Source organism: Pseudomonas fontis, from assembly GCF_028656955.1.
In the GTDB taxonomy this organism is placed as follows: Bacteria; Pseudomonadota; Gammaproteobacteria; order Pseudomonadales; family Pseudomonadaceae; genus Aquipseudomonas; species Aquipseudomonas fontis.
In genome coordinates, this window is sequence record NZ_JAMDGY010000007.1 from 17,167 (window position 1) to 42,942 (window position 25,776).

At 62.4% G+C, this 25,776-nt stretch carries 25 protein-coding genes and 5 tRNA genes; 8 read left to right on the forward strand and 22 right to left on the reverse strand.

Features of this window, described 5'->3' with window-relative positions; translation table 11 throughout:
• Positions 1–28 precede the first annotated feature (28 nt).
• From murB to M5G11_RS01305, 8 genes are all read right to left on the reverse strand, one after another.
• Positions 29–1,048 (reverse strand): UDP-N-acetylmuramate dehydrogenase, encoded by a 1,020-nt coding sequence (gene murB / locus M5G11_RS01270; protein ID WP_273911922.1) that lies wholly within the window; start codon positions 1,046–1,048, stop codon positions 29–31.
• Positions 1,045–1,509 carry a low molecular weight protein-tyrosine-phosphatase gene (locus M5G11_RS01275; protein ID WP_273911921.1) on the reverse strand — a complete coding sequence of 155 codons (465 nt, stop codon included), beginning with the start codon at positions 1,507–1,509 and terminating at the stop codon, positions 1,045–1,047. The genes murB and M5G11_RS01275 overlap by 4 nt, the downstream gene beginning before the upstream one ends.
• Complete coding sequence (gene kdsB / locus M5G11_RS01280; protein WP_273911920.1) at positions 1,509–2,273, reverse strand: 3-deoxy-manno-octulosonate cytidylyltransferase; 765 nt, start codon at positions 2,271–2,273, stop codon at positions 1,509–1,511. The genes M5G11_RS01275 and kdsB overlap by 1 nt, the downstream gene beginning before the upstream one ends.
• The gene (locus M5G11_RS01285; protein ID WP_003247142.1) at positions 2,270–2,455 is read right to left on the reverse strand and encodes a Trm112 family protein; all 186 of its coding nucleotides are present in this window, start codon (positions 2,453–2,455) and stop codon (positions 2,270–2,272) included. Before M5G11_RS01285 ends, kdsB begins: the two co-directional genes overlap by 4 nt.
• A 37-nt stretch (positions 2,456–2,492) precedes the next feature.
• Positions 2,493–3,503, reverse strand: a complete 1,011-nt coding sequence (lpxK, locus tag M5G11_RS01290; RefSeq protein ID WP_273911917.1) for a tetraacyldisaccharide 4'-kinase — start codon at positions 3,501–3,503, stop codon at positions 2,493–2,495.
• A complete protein-coding gene (locus M5G11_RS01295) occupies positions 3,504–3,935 on the reverse strand; it encodes an ExbD/TolR family protein (RefSeq protein ID WP_273911916.1) in 432 nt (143 codons plus the stop codon). It lies immediately after the preceding gene.
• Positions 3,932–4,567, reverse strand: coding sequence for a MotA/TolQ/ExbB proton channel family protein (locus M5G11_RS01300; protein WP_273911915.1), 636 nt, complete (start codon positions 4,565–4,567; stop codon positions 3,932–3,934). Before M5G11_RS01300 ends, M5G11_RS01295 begins: the two co-directional genes overlap by 4 nt.
• 62 nt (positions 4,568–4,629) lie before the next feature.
• Entirely contained in the window at positions 4,630–6,849 is a 2,220-nt protein-coding gene (locus tag M5G11_RS01305) for a DNA internalization-related competence protein ComEC/Rec2 (protein ID WP_273911914.1), read from the reverse strand.
• A 142-nt stretch (positions 6,850–6,991) separates the two neighbouring features.
• Here M5G11_RS01305 and M5G11_RS01310 point away from each other — a divergent pair, with 142 nt between their 5' ends.
• Complete coding sequence (locus M5G11_RS01310; protein ID WP_273911913.1) at positions 6,992–7,531, forward strand: DUF2062 domain-containing protein; 540 nt, start codon at positions 6,992–6,994, stop codon at positions 7,529–7,531.
• Here the strand turns inward: M5G11_RS01310 and M5G11_RS01315 are convergent.
• From M5G11_RS01315 to M5G11_RS01325, 3 genes are all read right to left on the reverse strand, one after another.
• Positions 7,499–8,278, reverse strand: a complete 780-nt coding sequence (locus M5G11_RS01315) for an ABC transporter permease (RefSeq protein ID WP_273911912.1) — start codon at positions 8,276–8,278, stop codon at positions 7,499–7,501. The two genes, M5G11_RS01310 and M5G11_RS01315, sit on opposite strands and share 33 nt — an antisense overlap.
• On the reverse strand, positions 8,275–9,207 hold the full coding sequence (locus M5G11_RS01320) for an ABC transporter ATP-binding protein (protein WP_273911911.1): 933 nt from the start codon (positions 9,205–9,207) through the stop codon (positions 8,275–8,277). Before M5G11_RS01320 ends, M5G11_RS01315 begins: the two co-directional genes overlap by 4 nt.
• Before the next feature lie 148 nt (positions 9,208–9,355).
• Positions 9,356–9,979: a glutathione S-transferase family protein gene (locus tag M5G11_RS01325; protein WP_273911910.1), complete on the reverse strand. Its 624-nt coding sequence runs from the start codon at positions 9,977–9,979 to the stop codon at positions 9,356–9,358.
• A 184-nt stretch (positions 9,980–10,163) separates the two neighbouring features.
• On the opposite strand from M5G11_RS01325, the gene M5G11_RS01330 reads away from it, so the two are divergent.
• Together M5G11_RS01330 and M5G11_RS01335 are read left to right on the forward strand one after the other, a co-directional pair.
• Positions 10,164–12,611 carry an acyl-CoA dehydrogenase gene (locus tag M5G11_RS01330; protein WP_273911909.1) on the forward strand — a complete coding sequence of 816 codons (2,448 nt, stop codon included), beginning with the start codon at positions 10,164–10,166 and terminating at the stop codon, positions 12,609–12,611.
• Positions 12,612–12,685: 74 nt separating this feature from the next.
• A complete protein-coding gene (locus M5G11_RS01335) occupies positions 12,686–13,096 on the forward strand; it encodes a PA2817 family protein (protein WP_273911908.1) in 411 nt (136 codons plus the stop codon).
• Positions 13,097–13,210: 114 nt separating this feature from the next.
• On the opposite strand, the gene M5G11_RS01340 is transcribed toward M5G11_RS01335, so the two are convergent.
• From M5G11_RS01340 to M5G11_RS01360, 5 genes are all read right to left on the reverse strand, one after another.
• A tRNA-Gly gene (locus M5G11_RS01340) sits at positions 13,211–13,286 on the reverse strand.
• Positions 13,287–13,490: 204 nt separating this feature from the next.
• Positions 13,491–13,566 (reverse strand) — tRNA-Gly (locus M5G11_RS01345).
• Positions 13,567–13,571: 5 nt separating this feature from the next.
• A tRNA-Glu gene (locus M5G11_RS01350) sits at positions 13,572–13,647 on the reverse strand.
• A gap of 103 nt (positions 13,648–13,750) precedes the next feature.
• A tRNA-Gly gene (locus M5G11_RS01355) sits at positions 13,751–13,826 on the reverse strand.
• 5 nt (positions 13,827–13,831) lie between these two features.
• Positions 13,832–13,907, reverse strand: a tRNA-Glu gene (locus M5G11_RS01360).
• A 336-nt stretch (positions 13,908–14,243) separates the two neighbouring features.
• Here M5G11_RS01360 and M5G11_RS01365 point away from each other — a divergent pair.
• Positions 14,244–15,011 (forward strand): hypothetical protein, encoded by a 768-nt coding sequence (locus tag M5G11_RS01365; RefSeq protein WP_273911907.1) that lies wholly within the window; start codon positions 14,244–14,246, stop codon positions 15,009–15,011.
• Positions 15,012–15,097: 86 nt separating this feature from the next.
• Here the strand turns inward: M5G11_RS01365 and M5G11_RS01370 are convergent, their stop codons facing one another.
• Entirely contained in the window at positions 15,098–15,580 is a 483-nt protein-coding gene (locus M5G11_RS01370) for a GAF domain-containing protein (RefSeq protein WP_273911906.1), read from the reverse strand.
• Positions 15,580–16,467, reverse strand: a complete 888-nt coding sequence (locus M5G11_RS01375) for an ATP-binding protein (RefSeq protein ID WP_273911905.1) — start codon at positions 16,465–16,467, stop codon at positions 15,580–15,582. Before M5G11_RS01375 ends, M5G11_RS01370 begins: the two co-directional genes overlap by 1 nt.
• A gap of 83 nt (positions 16,468–16,550) precedes the next feature.
• Here M5G11_RS01375 and M5G11_RS01380 point away from each other — a divergent pair, with 83 nt between their 5' ends.
• The gene (locus M5G11_RS01380; RefSeq protein WP_273911904.1) at positions 16,551–18,908 is read left to right on the forward strand and encodes a response regulator; all 2,358 of its coding nucleotides are present in this window, start codon (positions 16,551–16,553) and stop codon (positions 18,906–18,908) included.
• Here M5G11_RS01380 and M5G11_RS01385 read toward each other — a convergent pair.
• Together M5G11_RS01385 and msrB are read right to left on the reverse strand one after the other, a co-directional pair.
• The gene (locus M5G11_RS01385) at positions 18,901–19,386 is read right to left on the reverse strand and encodes a glutathione peroxidase (protein ID WP_273911903.1); all 486 of its coding nucleotides are present in this window, start codon (positions 19,384–19,386) and stop codon (positions 18,901–18,903) included. The two genes, M5G11_RS01380 and M5G11_RS01385, sit on opposite strands and share 8 nt — an antisense overlap.
• A 36-nt stretch (positions 19,387–19,422) precedes the next feature.
• Positions 19,423–19,815: a peptide-methionine (R)-S-oxide reductase MsrB gene (gene msrB, locus M5G11_RS01390; RefSeq protein WP_273911902.1), complete on the reverse strand. Its 393-nt coding sequence runs from the start codon at positions 19,813–19,815 to the stop codon at positions 19,423–19,425.
• Positions 19,816–19,978: 163 nt separating this feature from the next.
• On the opposite strand from msrB, the gene M5G11_RS01395 reads away from it, so the two are divergent.
• Together M5G11_RS01395 and htpX are read left to right on the forward strand one after the other, a co-directional pair.
• Entirely contained in the window at positions 19,979–21,190 is a 1,212-nt protein-coding gene (locus tag M5G11_RS01395; protein WP_273911901.1) for a pyridoxal phosphate-dependent aminotransferase, read from the forward strand.
• Between the two features lie 216 nt (positions 21,191–21,406).
• Positions 21,407–22,294, forward strand: a complete 888-nt coding sequence (gene htpX / locus M5G11_RS01400) for a protease HtpX (RefSeq protein WP_273911900.1) — start codon at positions 21,407–21,409, stop codon at positions 22,292–22,294.
• 47 nt (positions 22,295–22,341) lie between these two features.
• On the opposite strand, the gene M5G11_RS01405 is transcribed toward htpX, so the two are convergent.
• Positions 22,342–22,992, reverse strand: a complete 651-nt coding sequence (locus M5G11_RS01405) for a thiopurine S-methyltransferase (RefSeq protein ID WP_273911899.1) — start codon at positions 22,990–22,992, stop codon at positions 22,342–22,344.
• Positions 22,993–23,094: 102 nt separating this feature from the next.
• On the opposite strand from M5G11_RS01405, the gene M5G11_RS01410 reads away from it, so the two are divergent.
• Entirely contained in the window at positions 23,095–23,862 is a 768-nt protein-coding gene (locus M5G11_RS01410) for a DODA-type extradiol aromatic ring-opening family dioxygenase (protein ID WP_273911898.1), read from the forward strand.
• 146 nt (positions 23,863–24,008) lie between these two features.
• Here the strand turns inward: M5G11_RS01410 and M5G11_RS01415 are convergent, their stop codons facing one another.
• Positions 24,009–25,676: a DEAD/DEAH box helicase gene (locus M5G11_RS01415; RefSeq protein ID WP_476453915.1), complete on the reverse strand. Its 1,668-nt coding sequence runs from the start codon at positions 25,674–25,676 to the stop codon at positions 24,009–24,011.
• Positions 25,677–25,776: the final 100 nt, after the last annotated feature.

Here is a 25,776-nt window from a genome sequence, read left to right on the forward strand (position 1 = left end):
AGCCCGCTCCCACAGACACATTTTCCTGTCAGTACAGGTTCGGCTCCATCTCCAACGCAACGCCAAAGCGCTCAAGGATGTCGCGCTGAATCTTCTGCGCCAGCCCATGCAACTGCCCACCACTAGCCTGGCCATAATTGACCAACACCAGGGCCTGCTTCTGGTGCACCCCGGCATCGCCATCGCGATAGCCTTTCCAGCCCGCCTGTTCGATCAACCAGCCAGCCGCCAGCTTCACCTGCCCATCGGCCTGTGGATAACCCACCAGCGCCGGATGCGTCAGGCGAATGTGCTCAGCCAACACCGCCGGTACCACCGGGTTCTTGAAGAAGCTCCCGGCATTGCCCAACTCGGCAGGGTCGGGCAACTTCTCCCGACGAATACTGCAGATCGCCGCACTCACATCCTGCGCGCTCGGCTGATCGATACCCTGCTCGCTCAAGCGCTGACGCACCGGACCATAGTCCAGGTGCAACTGCGTCACGCGGCTCAACGCAAAACGCACGCGCAAGATCAACCAGCGACCCGGACTACGCTTGAACACGCTGTCGCGGTAAGCAAAGCCACAGGCCTGAAGATCGAACTCGCACACTTCACCGGTCTGCCGGTCCAACGCCGTCAGGCCAACGAACACATCCTTGATCTCGACCCCGTAGGCACCGATGTTCTGCATGGGCGCAGCGCCTACGGTACCGGGGATCAAGCTGAGGTTCTCCAACCCGGCCATGCCGTGGTCCAGGGTCCACTGCACAAACGGGTGCCAAGGCTCACCTGCCTCGGCCTCAACGATGACCTGCTGCCCGTCATCGGCCACCACGCGAATTCCGCGGCTGGCCATGCGCAATACCAGCGCCTGGATATCAGCAGTCAACAGCAGGTTGCTGCCACCGCCAATGACCAGTACCGGCCATTGCCGTGCTGCCGCGTGGGCCAGCAGCTCGCGCACTTCGTCATCGCTGTGGGCCTGGGCGAAATGCTGCGCCTTGACCTCGATGCCGAAAGTATTGAACGGTTTGAGCGAAACATCGGACTGCACTTGCGCGCTCATAGCCGCCCCTTCAATTCGATAACCAGGCGTTCGCATGCTGCTTCGACCAGGTCCAGTACCCGCTCGAAGCCCTGCTCGCCACCGTAGTAAGGGTCTGGCATCTCCTCCACTGCGCCGTCGTACCGACGCAGGAACAGGTCCAGCTCGGCCTTGCCGGTAGAAGGCTGCAAGGCCTTCAGGTCGCGCAGGTTGCTCTTGTCCATGGCCAGGATCAGGTCATAGGAATTGAAGTCGTCGCGACTCACCTGCTGGGCGCGCTGCGCCGACAGGTCATAGCCACGCAACAGCGCGGCACGCCGGGTACGGCTGTCCGGCTGCTTGCCGACGTGCCAGTCACCAGTCCCGGCCGACGCAACCTCGACCTGATCGGCCAGGCCCGCTGCCTGCAACTGATGGCGCAGTACGCCCTCAGCCGTCGGCGAGCGGCAGATGTTGCCCAGACAGACAAACAAAACCCGCATCAGGCCTCCAGCAAGCGCCGAACGCGCTCCAGGTCTTCCGGGGTGTCGACACCCACAGGCGGGGCTTGCAGGGCATCTGCCACGTGAATGCGCACGCCGTGCCACAGGGCACGCAACTGCTCCAGCGCCTCGGTTTTTTCCAACCAGCACGGGCCCCAGCCAACGAAGTCCTGCAAGAACCCGGCACGGTAGGCATACATGCCAATGTGGCGGCGATATGGCACGTCCGCCGGCAGTTGGTCACGGCTCTGCGCGAACGCATCACGCGCCCACGGCAACGGTGCACGGCTGAAGGTCAGTGCCAGGCCATTGCTGTCACTGGTGACCTTGACGGCATTGGGGTTGAACAGCACGTCGATGTGTTCGATCGGCTCGGCCAGGGTCGCGATGCCCGCTTCCGGGTGAGCGGCGAGGTTGGCGGCGACCTGATCAATGATCATCGGCGGAATCAGCGGCTCGTCGCCCTGCACGTTGACCACGATGGCGTCTGCCGCCAGGCCCAGCTTGGCGGCCACTTCGGCCAGGCGGTCGGTGCCCGACTCGTGGTCGTCACGGGTCAGCAACACTTCGGCGCCAAACGCCTCGCAGGCTGCAACGATGCTGGCATCGTCGGTGGCAATCACCACGCGCGAGGCGCTGCTTTTGCGTGCCTGTTCCCAGACATGCTGGATCATCGGCTTGCCGGCAATCGGCAGCAGCGGCTTGCCGGGCAGGCGGGTCGAACGCAGACGCGCCGGAATGACCACGGTGAACGTCAGGCTCATTTGTCCAGACGCTCGTCGTCGGTCAGGGTGCGCGCTTCGCTTTCCAGCATCACCGGGATGCCGTCGCGAATCGGATAGGCCAGGCCGGCGCCCTTGCTGATCAGCTCGGTCTTGTCGGCGCTGAGCTTCAGCGGGCCCTTGGTGATCGGGCAAGCGAGGATATCGAGCAATTTGGTGTCCATGGAAATTCCTCAGGCCTGTGGCCGGAAAAAGAAAGAGTCAGGGCTGCGGCGGTGCCGGCAGCAGGCGTTGCAGTGCGGCGTCAAACCAGTCGACAAACGCCTGTGAAGGCCGTGCATCGACCGCCAGGTACCACCAGTCATCGGCCGCGAAGGCCCGGCATTTCACCGCGTCCTTCTCCGTCATGACCAGCGGCAGCGCCGGTGTGAAACTCAGGGCTTCGGCGCTGAACACCGCGTGATCGGCGAATGCGTGTGGCACAGGCCGCCAGTCTAGCCCTTGCAGGGTGTTGAAGAAACGCTGCGGGTTACCAATGCCGGCCACGGCGTGCAGCGCCTGGCCAGGCGGGAAATGCGCCAGCGCGCGGCGCTCACCGCTGCGCAGATTGACCAGTGCGGTGGGCTGCAAGGTGAAGGCGAAACCGTCGTCGCAGTCTGCCTGGGCGCCGTTGTAGAGCACCGCATCGACTTCAGCCAGGCGCTCGACCGGCTCACGCAGTGGCCCCGCCGGCAGGCAACGGCGATTGCCCAGCCCACGCGCCGCGTCGATCAGTACCAGCTCCAGGTCGCGGGCCAGGCGGTAGTGCTGCATGCCGTCATCACACAGGATCAGGTCCAGTGGTTCGGCCGCAAGCAGGGCGCGCACGGCCTGACCGCGATCAGGGTCGATCATCAGCGGCACACCGGTGCGCTGCACGATCAGCAAAGGTTCGTCACCGGCCTCGGCAGCTGACTGGTCAGCCCGCACCCGCCAGGGGAACTGCGCCGGCGTGGCACCATAACCACGGCTGACCACTCCCACGCGCAGGCCACGCTGACGGCAGTGTTCGATCAGGAACAGGATCAGCGGGGTCTTGCCGGTGCCGCCCACCGTGATATTGCCCACCACCAGCACCGGCACCGGCGCACGGTAGATCTCGCCCTGCCCCGCCAGGAAGCGCTCACGCTTGCCGCGCACGACACGGCGGTACAGCGCTTCCAGCGGACGCAGCAGGTTGAGGGTTGGATGGCCGGTATACCAGGCCTCCAGCAGACGATCGGCGAATGCCATTTAAGGTGCCCCCGGCGCAGCCTCGACCGTGGTCATGCGCAGCTGGCTGAAGCCCAGCTTGCCGGCCGCGTCCATGGCGGTTACCACCGCCTGGTGCGGCGTCTTGCCATCGGCGCTGATCGACAAGGGCATCTTGGTGTCGCCGTTCGATTCCTTGGCCAGCGCTTCGGTCAGCGTGGCCAGGTCGCTCTTGGGCAGCAGATGGTTGTTGATCGAGTACACGCCTTCGGCACTGATGGTGATTTCCAGCTGCTTCTGCTCGCTGTCCGGGGCGGGCGCGCCGCTGACCGCTTCGGGCAGTTCGACGCGCAGTTGGGTTTCGCGGGTGAAGGTAGTGGTCACCACGAAGAACAGCAACAGGATGAACACCACGTCGATCAGCGACGCCAGGTTGATGTCCACGGTCTCCCGTGGCTTGCGCCGGAATTTCACGCCTTGCCCTCGCCCAGGTCGACATCACGATCACCCTGGACCACTTCGACCAGCTTGATCGCTTCCTGCTCCATGCCCACCACCAACTCGTCGATGCGACGCTGCAGGAAACGGTGGAAGAACACTGCCGGAATACCGACCATCAGGCCTGCGGCCGTGGTGATCAGCGCCTTGGAGATACCACCGGCCAGCACTGCCGCGTTGGTGGTCATGCCAGAGCCGGTGAACGCACTGAAGATGTCGATCATGCCCAGCACGGTACCTAGCAGGCCCAGCAGCGGTGCCATCGCGGCAATGGTGCCCAGTGCATTGATGTAGCGCTCCAGCTCGTGGATCACTCGCGCGGCGGCCTCTTCAATGCACTCCTTCATGATCTCGCGACCATGGCGGGAGTTGGCCAGGCCGGCCGCGAGAATCTCGCCCAGCGGCGAATCGGCGCGCAGGGCCTTGAGCTTGTCGCTGGTGAGCTGCTTGTCCTTGATCCAGCGCCAGACCTGCCCCAGCAGGTGGGGCGGCGTCACGCGACTGGCGCGCAGGGTCCACAGGCGTTCGGCAACAATTGCCATCGCAGCAATGGAACTCAGGATGATCGGCAGCATCATCCAGCCACCGGACTTGACCAATTCCCACACGGTTCGGATCCCCTCGAAAAAGTTCGCCACTCTACCATAGGGGGCCGTTCGGCCGAACAGCGTCATGTCGGCTCACGCCAGAATCGGCGCTGTTGGCGCAGCCCCTGTGCGGATTCACCGCTGCCCAGGCGCAGGTGAATGGCTCCCAGGTGCGCGCTGTCATAGACCGCAATGCCCTGGGCAGCATAACGCGCGAGTACCTGCGGATGCGGGTGGCCGAAATTGTTGTAGCGGCCACGGGAGATCAGCACAGCCCTGGGGGCCGTCACCTCAACAAAGGCTTGACTGGATGACGTGCGGCTACCGTGGTGCGGTGCTTGCAGCCAGTCCACCGGGCCGGCCATCGGCCCGCGCAGCCAGGCGGCCTCGGCGCGGGCATCGATATCGCCGGTCAACAGCAGGGTTTCACCACCCGCCTCTACCCGCAGCACGCAGGAGCCCTGATTGCTGTCACCGGCACCCTGCCAGCGCCAGACGCTGAAGCGCACACCATTCCACTGCCATTGCTCATCGCCTTCACAGGGCCGTGCCTGCAACGCATCCGGCAGGTCGTGCGTGCCCCCCATCACCCGAGCAACCGGCATGTCTCGCTGAACAGCCAGCGCACCTCCGGCGTGGTCAGCATCCGAGTGGCTGATCAGCATCAGGTCCAGCTGGCGAACGCCGAGGCGCTGCAGCGTCGGCACGACGATGCGCTCGCCCAGGTCGATGTTCGCCAATGCCGGCCCGGCGTCGTACAGCATCGCGTGGTCACGGGTTCGCAACACAAAAGCTTGCCCCTGCCCCACGTCCAGCTGCCAGATATCCACCTGACCTTGTGGCACTTCATCTCGCGGCGTGAACCCGGCAAACAACAATAGCGGGATACCCAGAACACGCATGGGCAGGCCACGGGGCAGCAAAACCAGTGCGGCGCCCAGGCACACCAGCAACCCGGACCAGGTCGGCAAGGCAATGGGAATCCAGGCGGGTTGCCAGGCGGCTACCCAGCCGAGAAAGACGAACAACAGCTCAAGCAGGCCGCCGGTTATCCACAGCAGGTTCTCGCCAAGCCAGGGCACCGGCAACAGCAGCGTACCCAGCAAGGCCAGCGGCACCACCATCACACTGATCCACGGCACGGCCACCAGGTTGGCCAGCGGCGCACTGAGGCTGATCGGCAGGCCCCAAGCCAGCAGCACCGGCAACAGCCCGATGGCGATCAAGCCTTGCGCCCGCGTCCAGGCCCGCCAGGGCGCCCAGCGCCCAAGCCGGCCGCTGAACACCACAATCAGCACGCCCACCGCCGTAAATGAAAGCCAGAACCCGGGTTGCAGGCTAGCCAGCGGCTCCACCAGCAAAACCCCATTCAGCGCGATCAACAACGGCAGGCCGAAGCCGAGATGACGAAAGCGCAAACGCCACAACAGGACCACTGCGAGCATGATGCAGGCGCGTTGCACCGGCACCTGGAACCCGGCCAGCAGGCCGTAGCCCAGCGCCGCCGCAAACGCCAAGCCGCAGGCCCAAGGCAACCACGGCAACCTTCGCGGCCACCCGCCAACCCGCGCCAAGCCGGCCACCAGCGCATAGACCAGCCCCGCCAGCAGCCCGACATGCTGACCCGAGATCACCATCAGGTGCACGGTGCCGGTAGCCTGCAGTACCTGCCAATCTTCACGCGAAAGCGCAGCGCCGTCCCCCAGTACCAAGGCGGCCAGCGCACCCTCGCGACCAAACGCAGTAACACCCAAAAGCCGCTGGCGCAGACCATCACGCCAGGCCGCCGAGGCCGGCGCCAGCCGTTCCCCGGCCTTCACGCTGCCAAGGGCACCGATACGTCGCGCCAGCAGGCCGGCCTGCAAGTCCGGGCCGTGCGGATTGAGCAGCCCCTGCGGCTGCTTCAGATTGACTGCCAGGCGCCAGCGCTCGCCACTCTGCACTGGCGGCCCGCCATACCAGCTCAGGCGTATACGCGCGGGCAACTGCGCCCGCCGCGAACTGGCCTGGGCCAACTCGAAGCGCACCGAACCAACGTCTTGCGTCGGCAGCCCCACCACCAGCCCTTCCAGCCACAGGGTGCGACCGTCCAGCTGCGCGCCCAAACGCTCATCCAGCGCGCCCTGCGCCGAGACACATGCCCAACACAAACCCAGCAGGAACAACCCCACCACGTACCGACGGACACCTAAACAAACCACCCCGAGCGCCGCCAGCAACACAAGCCAACCGACCGACGGCAACACGGGCAACCACCCCAGGCTCAACAGCCCGAGTGCAAGCGCGAACATCCCTGCGCGCATAATCCGCCACTCCTGAGCCAACCTCACTCATGAGGCTTAGATCACTGCCGGCCGACGCTCACTTATTAATTGTCACAAAGTCTAAATTGGCGCTGTTTGGAATCCGTGCATACTGGCCCCCTTAAAAGCGCCGAGACCCCACATGCCGCGTCGACTTTTCAAACGCTACATGCCCGATCCGACGAGTATCCGGGAGCACAAATCCTTACGCTTTCTCGGGCGGCTACTGCACGACCCCAACCTGTGGCATCTCAATCGCCATTCGGTAGCGCGTGCCATGGCCGTGGGCATCTTCGCGGCCTTCATTCCCATTCCGATGCAGATGCTGCTGGCGGCCAGCCTGGCGATTCCGGTGCGCGGCAACCTGCCGATCGCGGTCAGCCTGGTCTGGCTGACCAACCCGATCACCATGCCGCCGGTGTTTTTCTGTACCTACCAGATGGGTGCCTGGCTGATGGGCATCCCGGCCCGCACGTTGCCCGATGAACTGACGTTCCAATGGATCACCGACCAGCTGTCAACGCTGTGGCAGCCGTTCCTGCTGGGCTCGGTGGTGTGCGGGGTGATCTTGGGTGCGCTGGCGTACTGCCTGACCATGCTCTATTGGCGCTGGTGGGTGGGCAGGCAGTGGCGCCGGCGCAAGCAGCGGTCAGCTACGCATGCCCCGACCGCTGACCAGTAGGCGCACACAGCCGATATACAGCACGGCGGTTGCCACCAGCATGAAGGTGATCGCGGTGCCGATCTTGATGTCCGACACCCCAAGGATGCCGTAGCGGAACGAGTTGACCATGTGCAGCACCGGGTTGGCCATCGACACCGTCTGCCAGAACGGCGGCAGCAGGTTGATCGAGTAGAACACGCCACCCAGGTAGGTCAGCGGGGTCAGCACGAAGGTCGGGATGATCGAGATATCATCGAAGTTGCGCGCAAACACGGCGTTGATGAACCCCAGCAGCGAGAAGATCGTCGCGGTCAGCACCACCACCAGGATGGTCACCCCCAGGTGATGCACCTGCAGATGGGTGAAGAACAACGACAGGATGGTCACGATCACCCCCACCGCCAGGCCGCGCAGCACGCCACCCAGGGTGTAGCCGATGAGGATGGTGTGCGGCGACACCGGCGACACCATCAGCTCTTCGATCGAACGCTGGAACTTGCTACCGAAGAAGCTCGAGACCACGTTGCCGTAGGAGTTGGTGATCACCGACATCATGATCAGGCCCGGCACGATGTACTCCATGTAGGTGAAGCCACCCATGTCGCCGATCTGCCGGCCAATCAGGTTACCGAAGATCACGAAGTACAGGACCATGGTGATCGCCGGCGGCAGCAGGGTTTGCGGCCAGATGCGCATGAAGCGCCGGACTTCGCGATAGACGATGGTGCTCAGGGCGACCAGATTGGGGCGCAGTTCCGAACTCATACCGCCACCTTTGCCAGGTTTTTTTCCACCAGGGACACGAACAGCTCCTCGAGTCGATTGGTCTTGTTGCGCAGGCTCTGCACCTCGATGTTCTTCAGGGCCAACTGGCCGAACAACGCGGTGATGCCCACATCCTTGTCTACCTGGACTTCCAGGGTATGCGGCGTGATCAGCCGGGCCGGATAGCCGACCAGCTCCGGCGCCGCGGCCAGGTCCTGCTTGAGATCAAGCAGGAAGGTCTCGACATGCAGCTGGCCGAGCAAGGCACGCATGCTGGTGTTCTCGACGATGGTGCCGTGGTCGATGATGCCGATGTTGCGGCACAACTGCTCGGCCTCTTCCAGGTAATGCGTGGTGAGGATGATGGTGATGCCTTGCTGGTTCAGTTCGGTGAGGAAGGTCCACATCGAGCGGCGCAGCTCGATGTCCACGCCCGCAGTCGGCTCATCGAGAATCAGCAGGCGCGGTTCGTGGATCAGCGCCCGGGCGATCATCAACCGGCGCTTCATGCCGCCAGACAGCGACCGCGACGGCACATCGCGCTTGTCCCACAGGCCCAGCTGGGTCAGGTATTGCTCGGCGCGTTCCTTGGCCACCTTCATCGGGATGCCGTAATAACCCGCCTGGGTCACGACGATGTCGAAGGTTTTCTCGAACTGGTTGAAGTTGAACTCCTGCGGCACCACGCCAATGCTGCGCTTGAGCTGGGCCGGGTTGCGGTCCAGGTCGTGGCCGAAGATGTTCACGCTGCCGCTGGTCTTGTTGACCAGGGTCGAGAGGATGCCGATGGTTGTGGATTTGCCGGCACCATTGGGGCCGAGCAAGGCAAAGAAGTCACCTTCGGCGACATCCAGGTCGATGCCCTTGAGGGCCTGGAAGCCATTGCCGTAGGTCTTGGTTAGCTGCCGGATGGACAGAGCAGAACTCATAACGGGTCTACGCACCAGATTGGATTAATTACGGTCAGGGCACGGCCGGTCTAGGCTCAGCCGTGGCGAAGTGTAGCCATGGTGCTTGCCCAGGCCACACATGTACAGTCAAGTGTATCGATATTACCTATCAGGATTAGCGAAGCGATCAAGTTAGCGCAGTCATGACTGCCGCCTGATAGGCCGGGCGCTCCTGCAGCCGTTCGTACCAGGCGCGCAAATGGCGCATCTCTGGCCGTTCGATCGGCATTTCAAACCAAGCGTAGACAAAGCTGCCTAGCGGCACGTCGCCCATGCCCGGCTCCTGACCGGAAAGAAACGGCTGGGAGGCCAGGGTCTGGTCGGCTATCGACAGCAATTGCGCGCAGGCTTTCTGCGCGGCGTTGATCGCGACCCAGTCCTGCTGCTCCGGCGGCGTGCGCAGCAGGCCCCAGAACAGAGGCCGAAACGGCGTGGCGAAGGACGAGGTGGTCCAGTCCATCCATTTATCTGCCTTGGCGCGTTCGATCGGGTCACTCGGGTACCAGGCCGTGCCTGGCGCGTGCTTGGCGCCGAGGTAACGCACGATGGCGTTGGACTCCCAGAGCACCAGCCCGTCGTCTTCGATCATCGGCACCAGGCCGTTGGGGTTGAGTTCACGGTAACGCGGCTCGTTGACCACGCCAAAGGCGCCGCCGGCATCAATGGCCTCGTACTCAACGCCCAGCTCCTGGGCGCACCACAGTACTTTCCTGACATTGGACGAGTTCTTTCGACCCCAGATCTTGAGCATGACGACTCCCTGACTGAATGCGCTGGACGGCCAGTCTACCCCAGCGCACCGACCAGGCAATCGTTGCCGTCGAAACGAACTCCCCTGTTCATGCCCTGTCACTGTTCTGACGAGGCCGTTTAGCAGATGCCGACTACGCTCTGATGGATGGCGCCATGCCCCAAGGTTTCACGGAGGAAAGATTATGTTGCTGTTGTGGTTAGTGGTCCTGGTCATCGGTGCGGCCTACCTCGCCCACCGACGTGTCGATGCCCTGCCGGCATTGAGCATCGTGGCCGTGTATGTGTTGGCGATGAGTATTTTCAGTCGCGCGCCCGGCTGGTTGCTGGCGATCTTCTGGGTGGTGCTGGCGATCAAGTTTGCCCTGGTGCTGATTCCCGACCTGCGCCGCAAGGTGCTCAGCGGCCCGTTGTTCGGATGGTTCAAACGCACTCTGCCACCCATGTCACAAACCGAGCGCGAGGCCATCGACGCCGGCACCGTCTGGTGGGACGGCGAGCTGTTCAGCGGCCGCCCGGACTGGAACACCCTGCTGGCGTATCCCAAGGCGCAACTAACCGAAGAGGAACAAGCCTTTATTGATGGCCCGACCGAAGCGTTGTGCGCCATGGTCAGTGACTGGCAGATCGGCCAGGACCTGGACCTGCCGCCCACCGCCTGGGCGCATATCAAGGAACACGGCTTCTTCGCCCTGATCATCCCCAAGGAGTACGGCGGCAAAGGCTTCAGTGCCTACGCCCATTCGCAGGTCGCGATGAAACTGGCCACCCGCAGCGGCGACCTGGCCTCCACGGTGATGGTGCCCAACTCCCTGGGCCCCGCCGAACTGCTACTGCATTACGGCACCGACGAGCAACGCAATCATTACCTGCCGCGCCTGGCCCGTGGCGATGAAATCCCCTGCTTCGCCCTCACCGGCCCGCTGGCCGGCTCCGATGCTGGCGCGATGCCCGACACCGGGGTGATCTGCAAGGGGCAATGGCAAGGCGAGGAAGTCCTCGGCCTGCGCCTGAACTGGGAAAAACGCTATATCACCCTTGGCCCGGTGGCCACCCTGCTCGGCCTGGCGTTCAAGGCCCACGACCCCGACCACCTGCTGGGCGAGGAAGAAGAGCTGGGCATCAGCCTTGCGCTGATCCCCACTGACACCCCGGGCGTTGAAATCGGCAAGCGTCACCTGCCGCTGGGCGCTGCCTTCATGAACGGCCCCAATTCGGGCAAGGATGTCTTCGTGCCCCTGAGCTTCCTGATCGGTGGCCAGGAGATGCTCGGCAAAGGCTGGATGATGCTGATGAACTGCCTGTCGGTCGGGCGCTCGATCTCGCTGCCGGCGGTCGGCACCGGGGCGGCCAAGTACACCAGCCTGGTGACCGGGCAATATGCGCAGGTGCGCGAGCAGTTCAATGTGCCGCTGGCGGCATTCGAAGGCATTCAGGAATCCCTGGCACGCATTGGCGGCAACGCCTGGCTGATGGACAGCGCCCGCCTGTTGACGGCCAAGGCCGTCGACCTGGGCGAAAAACCATCGGTGTTGTCGGCGATCCTCAAGTACCACCTGACCGAGCGCGGCCGCGAATGCATCCAGCACGCCATGGACGTGCACGGCGGCAAGGGCATCATCATGGGCCCGAACAATTACCTGGGCCGCAATTGGCAAGGTGCGCCGATCTTCATCACCGTCGAAGGGGCGAACATCCTTTCACGCAACCTGATGATTTTCGGCCAGGGCGCCATTCGCTGCCATCCGTTCGTGCTCAAGGAAATGGCCCTGGCCGGTCGCGAAGACCACGACCAGGCGCTCAAGGAGTTCGACCAATTGCTGATGAAGCACATCGGCTTCGCAGTCGGCAACGCAGCCAGCACCTTGATACTGGGGCTTGGCCTGGGGCATCTGGAGAAAGCGCCGGGCGATTCGCTCAGCCAGGGCTACTTCCGCGCCCTCAACCGCCAGGCTGCGGCATTTGCCATGCTGGCGGACCTGAGCATGATGCTGCTGGGCGGCGAACTGAAACGCCGTGAGCGACTGTCCGCACGCCTGGGCGATGTGTTGAGCAACCTTTACCTCGGTTCGGCGGCGCTCAAGCGCTACCACGACCTCGGTTCGCCCGAACACATGCGCACGCTACTCAGCTGGGCCATGGAAGAAAGCCTGGGCCAGGCCGAGAAAGCCCTGGACCGCATCCTCGACAACTTCCCCAACCGCTTTATCGGGGGCGCCCTGCGCCTGGTAGTGTTCCCGCTCGGTCGCCAGCACACCGGCCCTTCCGATGCACTGGATGCCGAGGTAGCGGCGCTGATTGGTCGCGGCAAAGGCGACCCAGCATTGGAAGAGCTGCTTGCCGGCTGTTATCGCCCAACGGCGCAAGACGACCCGGTGGGCGCCCTGCAACACGCCAGCGACCTGCTCAGCGCCAGCGCGCCTTTGCACAAGAAGCTGCACCAGGCAAGCAAGGGCGGCCAACTGACAACAACGCCGGGCCAATCGCTGATCGATGCAGCCTTGCATGCCGGCGTGCTGCAGGCGGAAGAAGCGCGAAGCCTGCATGAGGCCGAGGCAGCGCGGCGTCGGGTCATCGACGTGGACGCCTTCACCAAGGAGGAACTGCTGCCGGTGCACGGCAAGGTCCGCTAAGCCAATCAGCCGGGACATCGGGCGCGTGGAGCCGTATACTCCTGCGCCCGTTTTTGCTCAAAGAGGACCACCCCATGGCCACCCCACATCTGGAGTATCACCTCCAACTGCTCGATCACCTGCGCAGCATTCTGGTCGCCCTGGGCGAGGCTGAGCAGGTTCCTGAAGAGAGCCATGCGCTGTTTCTGGAACGTTTCGATGAGCTGCGCGCCGAATTGCCGGTTGATCCGCTGGAAAGCCAGTACCTGGGCCAGGACCTGATGTGCCAGGTGATCCAGCGTTATCCACAGATCGCCCACCTGGTACCGCGCGACCTGCTGTGGTTCTTCGGTGGCGACTGCCTGCACTTCATGCCTGACGAAGAGCTGGACCTGTACCAGGCCCTGGAAGAGCGTCGCTTCGAAGCCGAACAGAATGACGAGCCGTTCGACTGGCATCAGGAAAAACAACTGCTGAGCATGTCGGCGCAAGACAGCAAGCACTGATCACCGCCCAGGTAGCCGGCACTGCCGGCTACCGCAGGGTTGGCAGTGCCAGATCGCCGGGCACTTTCTTCAGGCAAAAAAAAACGCCGTTCAATTGAACGGCGTTTTTGTATCTGGAGCGGGAAACGAGACTCGAACTCGCGACCCCGACCTTGGCAAGGTCGTGCTCTACCAACTGAGCTATTCCCGCAAAGTGAAGCTACTCCGTTATCGACCAGCAAGCTGTTGATTTAAAACAACTTATTGCTCGTTTGGAGTGGCGCTATTCTGAACCTGTTCTGCACATTTGCCAAGCCCCAAGTGGGATTTTTTCTGCATGACACGGCAAAAACCTGCACCCGCCAAAAACAGGCAAAAAAAAAACGCCGTTCAATTGAACGACGTTTTTTAAATTTGGAGCGGGAAACGAGACTCGAACTCGCGACCCCGACCTTGGCAAGGTCGTGCTCTACCAACTGAGCTATTCCCGCAAATATGGCGTCCCCTAGGGGACTCGAACCCCTGTTACCGCCGTGAAAGGGCGGTGTCCTAGGCCACTAGACGAAGGGGACGACGCCCGAAACATGCAAAACATGCTTCAGAGACCAGGATAAAACCTTAAGGCTAAACCCTGGATTTTTACCAGCCCTGCCCGAGAGCAAAGCCTGTGTAAACTGGAGCGGGAAACGAGACTCGAACTCGCGACCCCGACCTTGGCAAGGTCGTGCTCTACCAACTGAGCTATTCCCGCAAATATGGCGTCCCCTAGGGGACTCGAACCCCTGTTACCGCCGTGAAAGGGCGGTGTCCTAGGCCACTAGACGAAGGGGACACACTACAACTTCACTCCCTACCGCGTTTCGCTGTGTGCTTTACGCTGTAAGTGGCGCGCATTCTAGGGATGCTTTGAAGAGTCGTCAACCCCTAGATATAAATTTATTTAAATCAATGACTTCGCCCTGCTTTCAGGCTGTAGGGCAGCCAATGCAGCGCCTGTCCTTTGACGATTTATTTCTGACGCCCGCGCTTCAAGGCGAGCCCGCACAATCGGGCACTTCAAGGCTTTTTGCCATCAGTGCCCTGTCGGCAACCGCCAAACGCCTCTATCCGGGCAAATGCGAAGCCACTACACTCAATCAAGTAAACCTACCTTGATGAGGCGTTAACGGTGACACCACTTCTGATTACCCTGCTTATAGTAGCGGGTATCGCGTTATTGATCGTGATCGGCTACCTGAACAACGTGGTCGAGAACAACAAGCTGGAACGCGCCCGTCTCAAGGTCGAACTGGCAGAGCGCCTGCGCCGTTGCGGTGAAATCACCGAAACCTTCCCCGGCCAGTTGATGACGCCTGCCCTCAAGCTGCTGCTGACCCGCCTGGAGTTGAACCTCAACCAGCGTCAACTGAGCCTGGACAAGAACAGCAGCAGCATTCGTTCGCGCATTGCCGAGCTGGAAGGCCTGATCGCCAAGGGTGAGTCGCTGCCGGTGAACAACCCGCCGGGCCCGATCCAGACCGAAGCACGGGCCAAGGATGTGCGCTTCCTGCTCGAAGCGCTGCACAGCCAGGTGGTACGTGCTTCCCAGGAAGGTTTCCTGGCGCACAACGAAGCCAAGTACTGGGTCAAGGAAATCCGCCACATCCTGGTGCTGCTGCATATCGAGTTCTTCAACAACCTCGGCCAGGCAGCCTTGCAGCAGAACCAGCCTGGGCATGCACGCCTGGCGTTCGAACGCGGGGTGCAGTACCTGCGTAAACAGCCAGACCCGGTGCAGTACCGTGAACAGCTCGAGTACATGGAGAAGTTGCTGGCTCGCGCCAATGCCATGGTGCTGGACAAGATCGAGCCGGCCGCAGACGAGGTCAACGAACTGACCGAAGGGCTGAAGGCTGACCCGTCGGATGACTGGAAGAAGAAGGTTATCTACGACTGACAATCTTTGTAGCTGGGTCGCTGGCCGGCTCCTACAGGGTTGTGAGCGTCAAAGCGGAGGGGGCCATCAAGGCCCCCTCTTCTATTTCAGCAGTCAGTCGATTGCAGGAATATCTGCGCCAGGCGCTCGATCCCGGCCTGGTCCTCAACGCTGAAGCGCGCCAGCTTCGGGCTGTCCAGATCCAGCACGCCAATCAGGCGACCGTCCTTGACCAACGGAATCACCAGCTCGCTGTTCGAGGCGCTGTCACAGGCAATGTGCCCCGGGAACGCATGCACGTCCTCGACCCGCTGGGTCTCGCGCGCTTGCGCCGCTGCACCACACACGCCCCGCCCGAAGGGGATCCGCACACACGCCACCTGCCCCTGAAACGGCCCAAGCACCAGTTGCTCATCGCGATTCAGATAGAAGCCCGCCCAGTTCAGGTCTTCGACCTGGGTATAAAGGAAGGCGGAGAACTGCGCGGCGTTGGCGATGAAGTCTCGCTCACCTGCCAGCAGCGCTTCCAGCTGGGCGGCCAGCAGGCCATAACCGGCCAGGCCGGCGCCCGTCGCGTTCAAATCGATCATCAGTGTTGCTCCAGCAATTTGAGTCCTACCCAGTAACGGGCGAATTGATAAGCACAGCGGCCGTTACGGTTGCCCCGCCCGGTTGCCCAGCGAATGGCCGCCTTTTCCAGTTCTTCATCGCGCACCCAGGCCAGCCCCGCTCGCGCGGCAAGCTGACCGATCCAATGCTCGACCACATCGAGGAAGTGCTCCTGGGTGAAGGGATAGAACGACAGCCACAAGCCGAAACGGTCGGACAAGGCGATCTTGTCTTCCACCGCTTCGCTTGGGTGCAGCTCGCCATCGATCATTTTCCAGTGTTCGTTATCGCTCTGCTTCTCCGGCACCAGGTGCCGGCGGTTCGACGTGGCGTACAGCAGCACGTTGTCCGGCGCCTGCTCCAGGGAGCCATCAAGCACGCTCTTGAGCACGCGGTAGTCGCCCTCGCCCGCTTCGAATGAAAGGTCGTCGCAGAACAATACAAAACGCTGTGGCAGCTTGTGCAGTTGCTCGACCACCCGCGGCAGATCCGCCAGGTGATCGCGCTCGATCTCGATCAGGCGCAGGCCCGCCTCGGCATGCTCGGCAAGCAAGGCTCGCACCAGCGAGGATTTACCGGTGCCACGCGAACCCCAGAGCAGCGCGTGGTTCGCCGGCATGCCATCGAGAAACTGGCGGGTGTTGCGGCCCAGCTGCTCGCGCTGCTTGTCGACGCCGATCAGGTCAGACAGGCGCATGTCCAGGCTGACCTCCAATGGCATCAGGAAGCCGCTTCGACCTTCACGTTGCCAGCGGGCCGCCAGGCTGTGGTTCCAGTCGATGTCGGTACGCAGTGCCGGTAGCAGGGGTTCCAGTCGTGCCAGCACCGTTTCGGCACGCTCGAGAAATGCATTCAAACGGGAGTCCACGTTAAGTCCTCAAGACAGATTCAAGGGTATCGGGGCAAACTGAATGTGCGACAGTACGTGCCAGCAGCCGGGGTTGATCGGCTATGCTTGCGCAGCGCATGGAACGTGGAACTGGCTCGGGACACATGGATATCAAGTTCACCAATCGTCTGTCCTACAAGCAAGCCCGCCTGACGGTGCTGGTCGGCTTCATCCTGGGGACCTTGCTTAGCCTCATCCAGATCGGTATCGATTATGCCAGTGAAGACGCCTCTATCAACCGGGAGATGCAGGCGCTGCTGGAAATCAGCCACAACACCGCCTCGCGCATCGCCTACAACATCGATTCGGAGCTGGCCAAGGAACTCACCGGCGGCCTGCTGCGCTCCCCCGCCATCACCCGCGCCCGCCTGATCGACAACAACGACACGGTACTCGCCGACGTCCAGCGCCCACGCCAGGAAAGCGGTTATCGGGTAATCAGCGACTTCCTGTTTGGTGACAGCCGGCAGTTCAAGGATCGCCTGGCCTTGAGCCACATGCCCGACGAGTACCTGGGCACCCTGTTCATCGAAGTGGACACGTTCGCCTTCGGCAGCCGCTTTCTCAACCGGGCCGAAGTGACCCTGCTCAACGGCTTTGTGCGCAGCCTGGTACTGACCGGGATTCTCCTGGCGCTGTTCTACATGATGCTGACCAAACCGCTGGTCCGGGTGATCAGCGCCTTGAGCACCAGCAACACGCGCTCGCCCAGCCAGAACAAGCTGACCTTCCCCCCTGGCCACGAGCACGACGAGATCGGCGTGCTGGTCAAGGTCGCCAACCAGCAGTTCGTCAGCATGGCCACCGAAATCCAGCAGCGACGCAATGCCGAAAACCGTCTGACCGACTACCTCAATGAGCTGGAGAACATTGTTTCCGCGCGCACCAATGAGCTCAAGGCCAGCAACACGCGCCTGAGCCAATCCAATGAAGAGCTGGAAGAAGCCCGCAGCCGGGCGCTCGACATGGCCCAGGCGCGCGCCGCGTTCCTGGCCAACATGAGCCACGAGATCCGCACCCCGCTCAATGGCTTGCTGGGCATGATCGCGTTGTCGCTGGACAGCCCGCTGAATGCCGAGCAACGCCAGCAACTGTCCATCGCCCACGACTCGGGCAAGGTGCTGGTGGAACTGCTCAACGATATTCTCGACCTGTCCAAGTTCGATGCCGGCCAGCTGGAGCTGGAGCGCATCCCGTTCGACCTCGGCGCGCTGGTCGAAGACACCGCCAACCTGCTGTCGCAGAATGCCGCTTCCAGTGTAGAGCTGACTTGCCTGATCGACCCGCAGTTTCCCGCCCTGGTGCTGGGCGACCCGACCCGGGTCAGGCAGATCGTCAGCAACCTGCTGTCCAACGCCCTCAAGTTCACCCGCTTCGGCCGCGTCGATGTACGGCTCAAGCACACGGGCAGCGTGCACCTGGAGGTGCGCGACACCGGCATCGGCATCCCCCAGGAAGCCCAGGTACGGATTTTCCAGCCGTTCACCCAGGCGGGCGCCGGCATCACCCGCCAGTACGGCGGCACCGGCCTGGGCCTGGCACTGACCAACAACCTCTGCGAAGCCATGGAGGGGCGCTTGAGCATCAGCTCCGAAGCAGGTTTCGGCAGCCAGTTCATTGCCGAGCTGCCGCTCCCCTGCCATACCCCGGCCATCGCGCCCCAGCAGTTGCAAGGCAAGGTCGTCGCCATCAGCAATGCCAGCAGCGGCCTGGCCGAACTGCTGCAAACCCTGCTGCCGGGTTGGGGGTTGGACTATATCCGGCATGACAGCGTCGAGACCCTGGCCGACGCAAAACCGGACCTGTTGATCACCGACAACCTCCATGGCCTGTTCGGCCTGCGTCCGGCCATTCAGGCACCGATCCTGCTGGTCACTGCCTACGGCAACTTCCTGCCCGGTGAACAGGCAGCCAACCTTGCCCCCTTGCAGCAGCAAGCCCGGCCCCTGGCGCGCAATGCCCTGTACCAGGCGCTGCGCCGCACACTGCTTGGCAGCGATGCCTTGAGCCCGTCAGCACAGGCCGACAACCTGACGAATGAGCGCCGGGCGCACATCCTGCTGGTCGAGGACAACCCGGTCAATCAACTGGTGGCCAAAGGCATGCTAGCGAAACTGGGCTGTGAAGTGAGTGTGGCCGCGCATGGCGGCGAGGCGCTGGAGCTACTGGAAACCAGCAGCTTCGACATGGTGCTGATGGACTGCAACATGCCGGTCATGGATGGCTACGAGGCCAGCCGGCGGATCCGCCAGAGCGGACGTTGGCCGAACCTGCCGATCGTCGCCCTGACCGCCAACGCCATGCCCGAGGAGCGCGAACGCTGCCGCGCGGCGGGCATGAGCGACTACCTGGCCAAGCCCTTCCGGCGCGAAGAGCTACTGGCGCTGATCGAGCACTGGGTGCCGTTGACGCCTACTTGAGCAACTTCTCGATCAAGTCGCTAAGCGCTTCGGGCTTGGTGGTCGGCGCAAAGCGCATGACCTTGCCGGTATTCGGATCGACCAGGAACTTGGTGAAGTTCCACTTGATACGCTGCGAGCCCAGCAGACCCGGCGCGCGCTTCTTCAGCTCGACGAACAACGGCGATGCACCGCCACCGTTGACCTCGACCTTCTTGAACAGCGGGAAGCTGACACCAAAGTTCAGCTCGCAGAACTGCGAGATCGCCTGCTCATCACCCGGCTCCTGCTTGCCGAACTGGTTGCAGGGGAACCCGAGCACTACCAGGCCACGCGCGCGATAGCGCTCCCAGAGCGCCTCCAGCCCTTTGTATTGCGGGGTGAAACCGCATTGGCTGGCTGTATTGACCACCAGCACGGCCTTGGCCGGGAAGTCCGCCAGGGTCTTTTGCTCGCCCTTCATCGTGGTGCAGGGGATATTCAGCAATGCATCAGCCATGACGGCGCTCCTTGGTTGTTCGGCGTGGGGCAGTGGTTAACGCGGGACCAGGTCCAGGCACACCGAGTTGATGCAGTAACGCAGGCCCGTCGGCGGCGGGCCGTCGGGGAACACATGGCCCAGGTGTGCGTCGCACTGGGCACAGGTGACCTCGGTGCGGATCATGCCGTGGGAAACGTCGCGGATCTCGACCATCGCACTGTCGGCGATCGGCTCATAGAAGCTCGGCCAGCCGCAGCCGGAATCGAACTTGCTGGCGGAATCGAACAGCGCCGCGTTGCAGCAGATGCAATGGTAGACGCCATCGGTCTTGGTGCCATTGTATTTACCGCTGAACGGGCGCTCGGTGCCTTTGAGCCGGCACACGTTGTACTGTTCCGGGTCGAGCATCGCGCGCCATTCTTCCAGGGTTTTCTCGATCTTTTCCATTGGCAGGCCTCATCAAGCTAAAAAGCCCGCACTGTGTCTTTTCCACAGCGCGGGTGGCACGTATTATTGCGCCTCATCAGACGCCAGTCTGGCACCCGTGTTACGCGCATTTCAAACCTTTTCACTGCGCAACGCGGCGATCTTTTCTTATTGGGATCACATCATGCAGGTCAGCAAATCGAACAAGCTCGCCAATGTCTGCTACGACATTCGCGGCCCGGTGCTCAAGCACGCCAAGCGTCTGGAGGAGGAAGGCCACCGTATCCTCAAGCTGAACATCGGCAACCCGGCACCCTTTGGTTTCGAAGCGCCGGACGAAATCCTCCAGGACGTGATCCGCAACCTGCCGACCGCACAAGGCTACAGCGACTCCAAGGGCCTGTTCAGCGCGCGCAAGGCGGTGATGCAGTATTACCAGCAAAAGCAGGTCGAAGGTGTCGGCATCGAAGACATCTACCTGGGCAACGGCGTCTCCGAGCTGATCGTGATGTCGATGCAGGCATTGCTCAACAATGGCGACGAAGTGCTGATCCCGGCCCCGGACTACCCGCTGTGGACCGCCGCCGTGAGCCTGGCTGGCGGCAACCCGGTGCACTACCTGTGCGACGAGCAGGCCAACTGGTTCCCTGACCTGGACGACATCAAGGCCAAGATCACCCCGAACACCAAGGCCCTGGTGCTGATCAACCCGAACAACCCGACCGGCGCCGTGTACTCGCGCGACCTGCTGCTGGGCATGCTGGAAATCGCCCGCCAGCACAACCTGGTGGTGTTCTCCGACGAGATCTACGACAAGATCCTCTACGACGATGCCGTGCACATCTGCACCGCTTCGCTGGCCCCGGACCTGCTCTGCCTGACCTTCAACGGCCTGTCCAAGTCCTACCGCGTGGCGGGCTTCCGCTCCGGCTGGCTGGCCATCTCCGGGCCCAAGCAGCATGCCCAGAGCTACATCGAAGGCATCGACATGCTGGCCAACATGCGCCTGTGTGCCAACGTGCCAAGCCAGCACGCGATCCAGACCGCCCTGGGCGGCTACCAGAGCATCAATGACCTGGTCCTGCCACCTGGCCGCCTGCTTGAGCAGCGCAACCGCACCTGGGAACTGCTCAACGACATCCCTGGCGTCAGCTGCGTGAAGCCGATGGGCGCCCTGTACGCCTTCCCGCGGATCGATCCGAAGGTCTGCCCGATCTTCAATGACGAGAAGTTCGCCCTCGACCTGCTGCTGTCGGAAAAACTCCTGATCGTGCAAGGCACCGCCTTCAACTGGCCGTGGCCGGACCACTTCCGCGTCGTCACCCTGCCACGGGTCGACGAGCTGGAGCAGGCAATCGGGCGCATCGGCAACTTCCTGAAGACCTACCAGCAGTAACCTACACTCAAGCCTGCGCCGTCCGTGGCGCAGGCTTCGTCCTGCGGAGCCTTCCGACATTTCCTACCCACCGCTCTGGCGCGCGGGCTAGCTGGATGCGCCCAAAACGCGGGTATGTACACAGTTTGAAATAGTCGATCAGTTGAATAGACCGGGCGCGCACCTTATATACCCCGCATACGCTAGATTTCTGTCCATCAGGAGAACGAAACAACCATGATGCGCATTTTGCTGTTTGTGGCCACCAACCTTGCGGTCGTGCTGATTGCCAGCATTACCCTGAGCCTTTTCGGCTTCAACGGGTTCATGGCGGCAAACGGAGTTGACCTCAAGCTCGATCAGTTGCTGATTTTCTGCGCCGTGTTCGGCTTTGCCGGCTCGCTGATCTCGCTGTTCATCTCCAAGTGGATGGCGAAGATGAGCACGGGTACCCAGATCATCAGCCAGCCACGCACTCGTCATGAGCAATGGCTGCTGCAGACCGTTGAAGAGCTGTCCCGCGAGGCCGGTATCAAGATGCCGGAAGTGGGTATCTTCCCGGCCTACGAGGCCAACGCCTTTGCCACCGGCTGGAACCGTAACGATGCGCTGGTCGCGGTCAGCCAGGGCCTGCTCGAGCGTTTCTCGCCCGATGAGGTGCGTGCCGTACTGGCCCACGAAATCGGCCACGTCGCCAACGGCGACATGGTCACCCTGGCCTTGGTCCAGGGCGTGGTGAACACCTTCGTGATGTTCTTTGCGCGGATCATCGGCAATTTTGTCGACAAGGTGATCTTCAAGAACGAAGGCGGCCAAGGCATTGCCTACTACATCGCGACCATCGTCGCCGAGCTGGTACTGGGTATCCTGGCCAGCACCATCGTCATGTGGTTCTCGCGCAAACGCGAGTACCGCGCCGACGAAGCCGGTGCCCGCCTGGCCGGCACCAGCGCAATGATCAGCGCCTTGCAGCGCCTGCGTTCGGAACAAGGCGTGCCGGTACACATGCCGGACACCCTGAATGCCTTCGGCATCAACGGCGGCCTGAAGCAAGGCCTGGCTGGCCTGCTGATGAGCCACCCACCGCTGGAAGACCGTATCGAAGCGCTGCGCCGTCGCGGTTAAGCGTCAAGGCGACAACAAAGGGCGACCCCAGGGTCGCCCTTTTTTTGTCAGCGCTGCACACGGTAGACCCGCTCCAGCAACCAATGGGTACCGGCCTGGAGAAACTTCGGGCTGTCCTGCAGGATGTCATGCGCGGCAAGCTCCTGGGGCTGCCAGGCCGGGAACAAGCGCTGCACCTCCTGAGCGGTGACAGCGAACGGCGGGCCGTCGATCTGCTCCTGCGGGTAGTCCAGGGTAATCAGCAGCCCCTGGCTGCCCGCTGGCAACAGCGTGTGCAGATGCTCGGCGTACCGCGTGCGCATCTCGAACGGCAACGCGATCACCGCAGCGCGGTCGTACAGCGCCGAGCAGCCGGCCACGTCCAGCGCTGTCAGCGCGAAGAAATCCCCACACCAGATCTCGATGTCTTCACAGCGATACACCTTGAACGCCCCACGCTGCTCTATCTGCGGCACCAACTGATGTTCGTCGAAGAAGTCCGCCACCGCGCGCTCCGACAACTCGACCCCGAGCACCTGCAAGCCCTGCCCTGCCAGCCAGAGCATGTCCAGGCTCTTGCCACACAAGGGCACCAGCACCCGTGCGCCCGCTGGGACCCCCAGCGCAGGCCAGTACTGTTGCAGGTAAGCGTTGACCTGCGGCTGATGAAAAGCGATCTGATTACTCGTCCAGCGTGAATGCCAAAATTCTGCCTGCATGGTTCACCTCGATAAATTCGATCAAATACTGCGAAAACTTATATTAGATTTAGATCAATATTCTGCCTGAAGATAGCTCATCTTAACTTCAGGAGCACTTACATGCTGCCCAGCCTGTTTATATCTCACGGCTCCCCGATGCTTGCCCTGGAACCCGGTGCCAGCGGGCCTGCACTCAAGCGCCTGGCGAGCGAGCTGGCACGACCGAAAGCCATTGTCCTGGTGTCGGCGCACTGGGAAAGCCATGAACTCTGGGTGTCGAGCAATGCACACCCGCGAACCTGGCACGATTTTGGTGGTTTCCCAGCAGCCCTGTTTGCCGTGCAGTATCCGGCGCCGGGTGAACCGGCCCTGGCCGAGCGCGTGGCCGGCCTGCTCGGCGAGGCGGGCCTCGCGGCACGCCTGGACCCGCAACGGCCGCTTGACCACGGGGCATGGGTGCCGCTGTCGCTGATGTATCCGGAGGCGGACATTCCCATCGTGCAGGTCTCCCTGCCTACCCAGAGCGGCCCACAGCTGCAGGAGCAGGTTGGCCAGGCACTGGCGGCGCTGCGTGGCGAAGGGGTCCTGCTGATCGGCTCCGGGAGCATTACCCACAACCTCGGCGAGCTGGACTGGCGCGCCGGGCCGGACAGCGTGGAGCCCTGGGCGCTGGCATTTCGCGACTGGATAATCGAGAAGCTTGCGGCCGGGGACACTGCGGCGCTACTCGATTACCGCCAGCAAGCGCCCTATGCGGTGCGCAGCCATCCGAGCGATGAGCATTTGTTGCCGCTGTATTTTGCACGCGGAGCCGGGGGGCGATTCGGGATTGCCCACCAGGGGTTCACGATGGGCGCGCTGGGGATGGATATCTACCGCTTTGATTGATCCTGAGGGCCTCATCGCCGGCAAGGCCGGCTCCCACAGGGTTCATTCGGCATGATATCTGTGGGAGCCGGCCTTGCCGGCGATTGGGCCCGAACAGGCAAAAAAAATCCCCGAACCAGTCGGGGATTTTTTTATTCACTCAGGAATCAATCTTCGCGATAACGACGCAGCTTCAGCTGCTTGCCGGCAACACGAGTGTCCTTGAGCTTGGTCAGCAGACGCTCCAGACCATCTTCCGGCAGCTCTACCAGGCTGAAGCTGTCACGCACCTGGATGCGACCGATTGCTTCACGTGCCAGGCCACCTTCGTTGAGGATGGCGCCCAGCAGGTTTTTGGCAGCGATACCATCACGCGCGCCCAGCGCGGTACGGCAACGTGCACGGCCTTCGCCCAACGGCATTGGCGCACGACGCTCACGCTCGCCACGGTCTGGACGATCACCACCAGCAGTTCGCTCACGCGGTGCCGAGGTAGGAACCAGCGGTTGCTCTTTCTCGACCGCGTCCAGGGTCAGGGCCTGACCGTTGGTCGCTTTGCGCAGCAGAGCAGCAGCCAGGGCACGCGGGCTGCAACCGATGTCGGCAGTCAGACGGTCCAGCAGGTCACCGTGGGTAGCTTCAGCATCAGCAACCAGCGGCGCCAGGCTGTTGGTCAGCTTCTTGATGCGGGCATCAAGAACGGCCTGGCCATTCGGCAGACGTACTTCGGCAACTTTCTGACCGGTTACACGCTCGATCACCTGCAGCATGCGACGCTCGCGCGGGGTAACCAGCAGCAGTGCACGACCTTCGCGACCAGCACGGCCGGTACGGCCGATACGGTGAACGTAGGACTCTGGGTCGTACGGCATGTCAACGTTGAACACGTGAGTGATGCGCGGAACGTCCAGACCACGGGCAGCGACGTCGGTAGCGACGACGATGTCCAGACGGCCATCCTTGAGCGACTCGATAACGCGCTCACGCTGGTTCTGGGCGATGTCACCGTTCAGCGCAGCGGCTTTGTAGCCTTTGGCTTCCAGGGCACTGGCCAGGTCCAGGGTGGCTTGCTTGGTACGTACGAAGGCGATCAGTGCATCGAACTCTTCGACTTCCAGCAGGCGCAGAACAGCAGAAACCTTCTGGTCAGCGTGGACCATCAGGTGAGCCTGCTCAATGGCAGTCACGGTCTGGGTTTTGGTTTGGATCTTGACGTGCTTCGGATCACGCAGGTGACGTTCGGCGATTGCGCGGATGGAAGCCGGCAGGGTCGCGGAGAACAGCACGGTCTGGCGGGTTTCCGGCATGGCCTTGAAGATGACTTCGAGGTCGTCCATGAAGCCCAGCTTGAGCATTTCGTCGGCTTCGTCGAGCACCAGGTGGTTGACGGTTGCCAGGACTTTCTCATCACGACGCAGGTGGTCGCAGAGACGGCCCGGGGTTGCCACGACGATTTGCGCGCCGTTGCGGATTGCTTTCAGTTGTGGGCCCATTGGGGCACCACCGTACACGGCCACCACGGTAACGCCCGGCATTTGCTTGGCGTAGGTTTCAAAAGCGGTGGCTACTTGCAGCGCCAACTCACGGGTTGGCGCCAGGATCAGGGCTTGCGGCTCGCGCTTGCTCGGGTCGATACGGTGCAGGATTGGCAGCGCGAAGGCGGCGGTTTTACCGGTACCTGTCTGCGCCTGGCCGATCATGTCGTGACCAGCAAGAATAATCGGGATCGACTGCTGCTGAATGGCTGATGGCTCTTCGTAGCCTGTGGCCAGAACAGCTGCAACAATACTTGGATGAAGATCGAGAGCGGCGAAGCCGCCGGTTTCCTGGGTCATGGGTCTGCCTCTAAGTGCATCCGCAAAGACCCATGCTCCAAAGCTGCACATGCCTTGTAAGACCCGAAGGTCACCCTGGCAGCTTTGTCGGCGGGGATTT

What these genes read in the sequence shown, in the direction of transcription:
- murB (WP_273911922.1), bottom strand. Translation starts at nt 1,048, where the DNA reads ATGAGCGCGCAAGTGCAGTCCGATGTTTCGCTCAAACCGTTCAATACT.
- M5G11_RS01275 (WP_273911921.1), bottom strand. Translation starts at nt 1,509, where the DNA reads ATGCGGGTTTTGTTTGTCTGTCTGGGCAACATCTGCCGCTCGCCGACG.
- kdsB (WP_273911920.1), bottom strand. Translation starts at nt 2,273, where the DNA reads ATGAGCCTGACGTTCACCGTGGTCATTCCGGCGCGTCTGCGTTCGACC.
- M5G11_RS01285 (WP_003247142.1), bottom strand. Translation starts at nt 2,455, where the DNA reads ATGGACACCAAATTGCTCGATATCCTCGCTTGCCCGATCACCAAGGGC.
- lpxK (WP_273911917.1), bottom strand. Translation starts at nt 3,503, where the DNA reads ATGGCATTCGCCGATCGTCTGCTGGAGGCCTGGTATACCGGCCATCCA.
- M5G11_RS01305 (WP_273911914.1), bottom strand. Translation starts at nt 6,849, where the DNA reads ATGCGCGCAGGGATGTTCGCGCTTGCACTCGGGCTGTTGAGCCTGGGG.
- M5G11_RS01310 (WP_273911913.1), top strand. Translation starts at nt 6,992, where the DNA reads ATGCCGCGTCGACTTTTCAAACGCTACATGCCCGATCCGACGAGTATC.
- M5G11_RS01315 (WP_273911912.1), bottom strand. Translation starts at nt 8,278, where the DNA reads ATGAGTTCGGAACTGCGCCCCAATCTGGTCGCCCTGAGCACCATCGTC.
- M5G11_RS01320 (WP_273911911.1), bottom strand. Translation starts at nt 9,207, where the DNA reads ATGAGTTCTGCTCTGTCCATCCGGCAGCTAACCAAGACCTACGGCAAT.
- M5G11_RS01325 (WP_273911910.1), bottom strand. Translation starts at nt 9,979, where the DNA reads ATGCTCAAGATCTGGGGTCGAAAGAACTCGTCCAATGTCAGGAAAGTA.
- M5G11_RS01330 (WP_273911909.1), top strand. Translation starts at nt 10,164, where the DNA reads ATGTTGCTGTTGTGGTTAGTGGTCCTGGTCATCGGTGCGGCCTACCTC.
- M5G11_RS01335 (WP_273911908.1), top strand. Translation starts at nt 12,686, where the DNA reads ATGGCCACCCCACATCTGGAGTATCACCTCCAACTGCTCGATCACCTG.
- M5G11_RS01370 (WP_273911906.1), bottom strand. Translation starts at nt 15,580, where the DNA reads ATGATCGATTTGAACGCGACGGGCGCCGGCCTGGCCGGTTATGGCCTG.
- M5G11_RS01380 (WP_273911904.1), top strand. Translation starts at nt 16,551, where the DNA reads ATGCTTGCGCAGCGCATGGAACGTGGAACTGGCTCGGGACACATGGAT.
- M5G11_RS01385 (WP_273911903.1), bottom strand. Translation starts at nt 19,386, where the DNA reads ATGGCTGATGCATTGCTGAATATCCCCTGCACCACGATGAAGGGCGAG.
- msrB (WP_273911902.1), bottom strand. Translation starts at nt 19,815, where the DNA reads ATGGAAAAGATCGAGAAAACCCTGGAAGAATGGCGCGCGATGCTCGAC.
- M5G11_RS01395 (WP_273911901.1), top strand. Translation starts at nt 19,979, where the DNA reads ATGCAGGTCAGCAAATCGAACAAGCTCGCCAATGTCTGCTACGACATT.
- htpX (WP_273911900.1), top strand. Translation starts at nt 21,407, where the DNA reads ATGATGCGCATTTTGCTGTTTGTGGCCACCAACCTTGCGGTCGTGCTG.
- M5G11_RS01405 (WP_273911899.1), bottom strand. Translation starts at nt 22,992, where the DNA reads ATGCAGGCAGAATTTTGGCATTCACGCTGGACGAGTAATCAGATCGCT.
- M5G11_RS01410 (WP_273911898.1), top strand. Translation starts at nt 23,095, where the DNA reads ATGCTGCCCAGCCTGTTTATATCTCACGGCTCCCCGATGCTTGCCCTG.
- M5G11_RS01415 (WP_476453915.1), bottom strand. Translation starts at nt 25,676, where the DNA reads ATGACCCAGGAAACCGGCGGCTTCGCCGCTCTCGATCTTCATCCAAGT.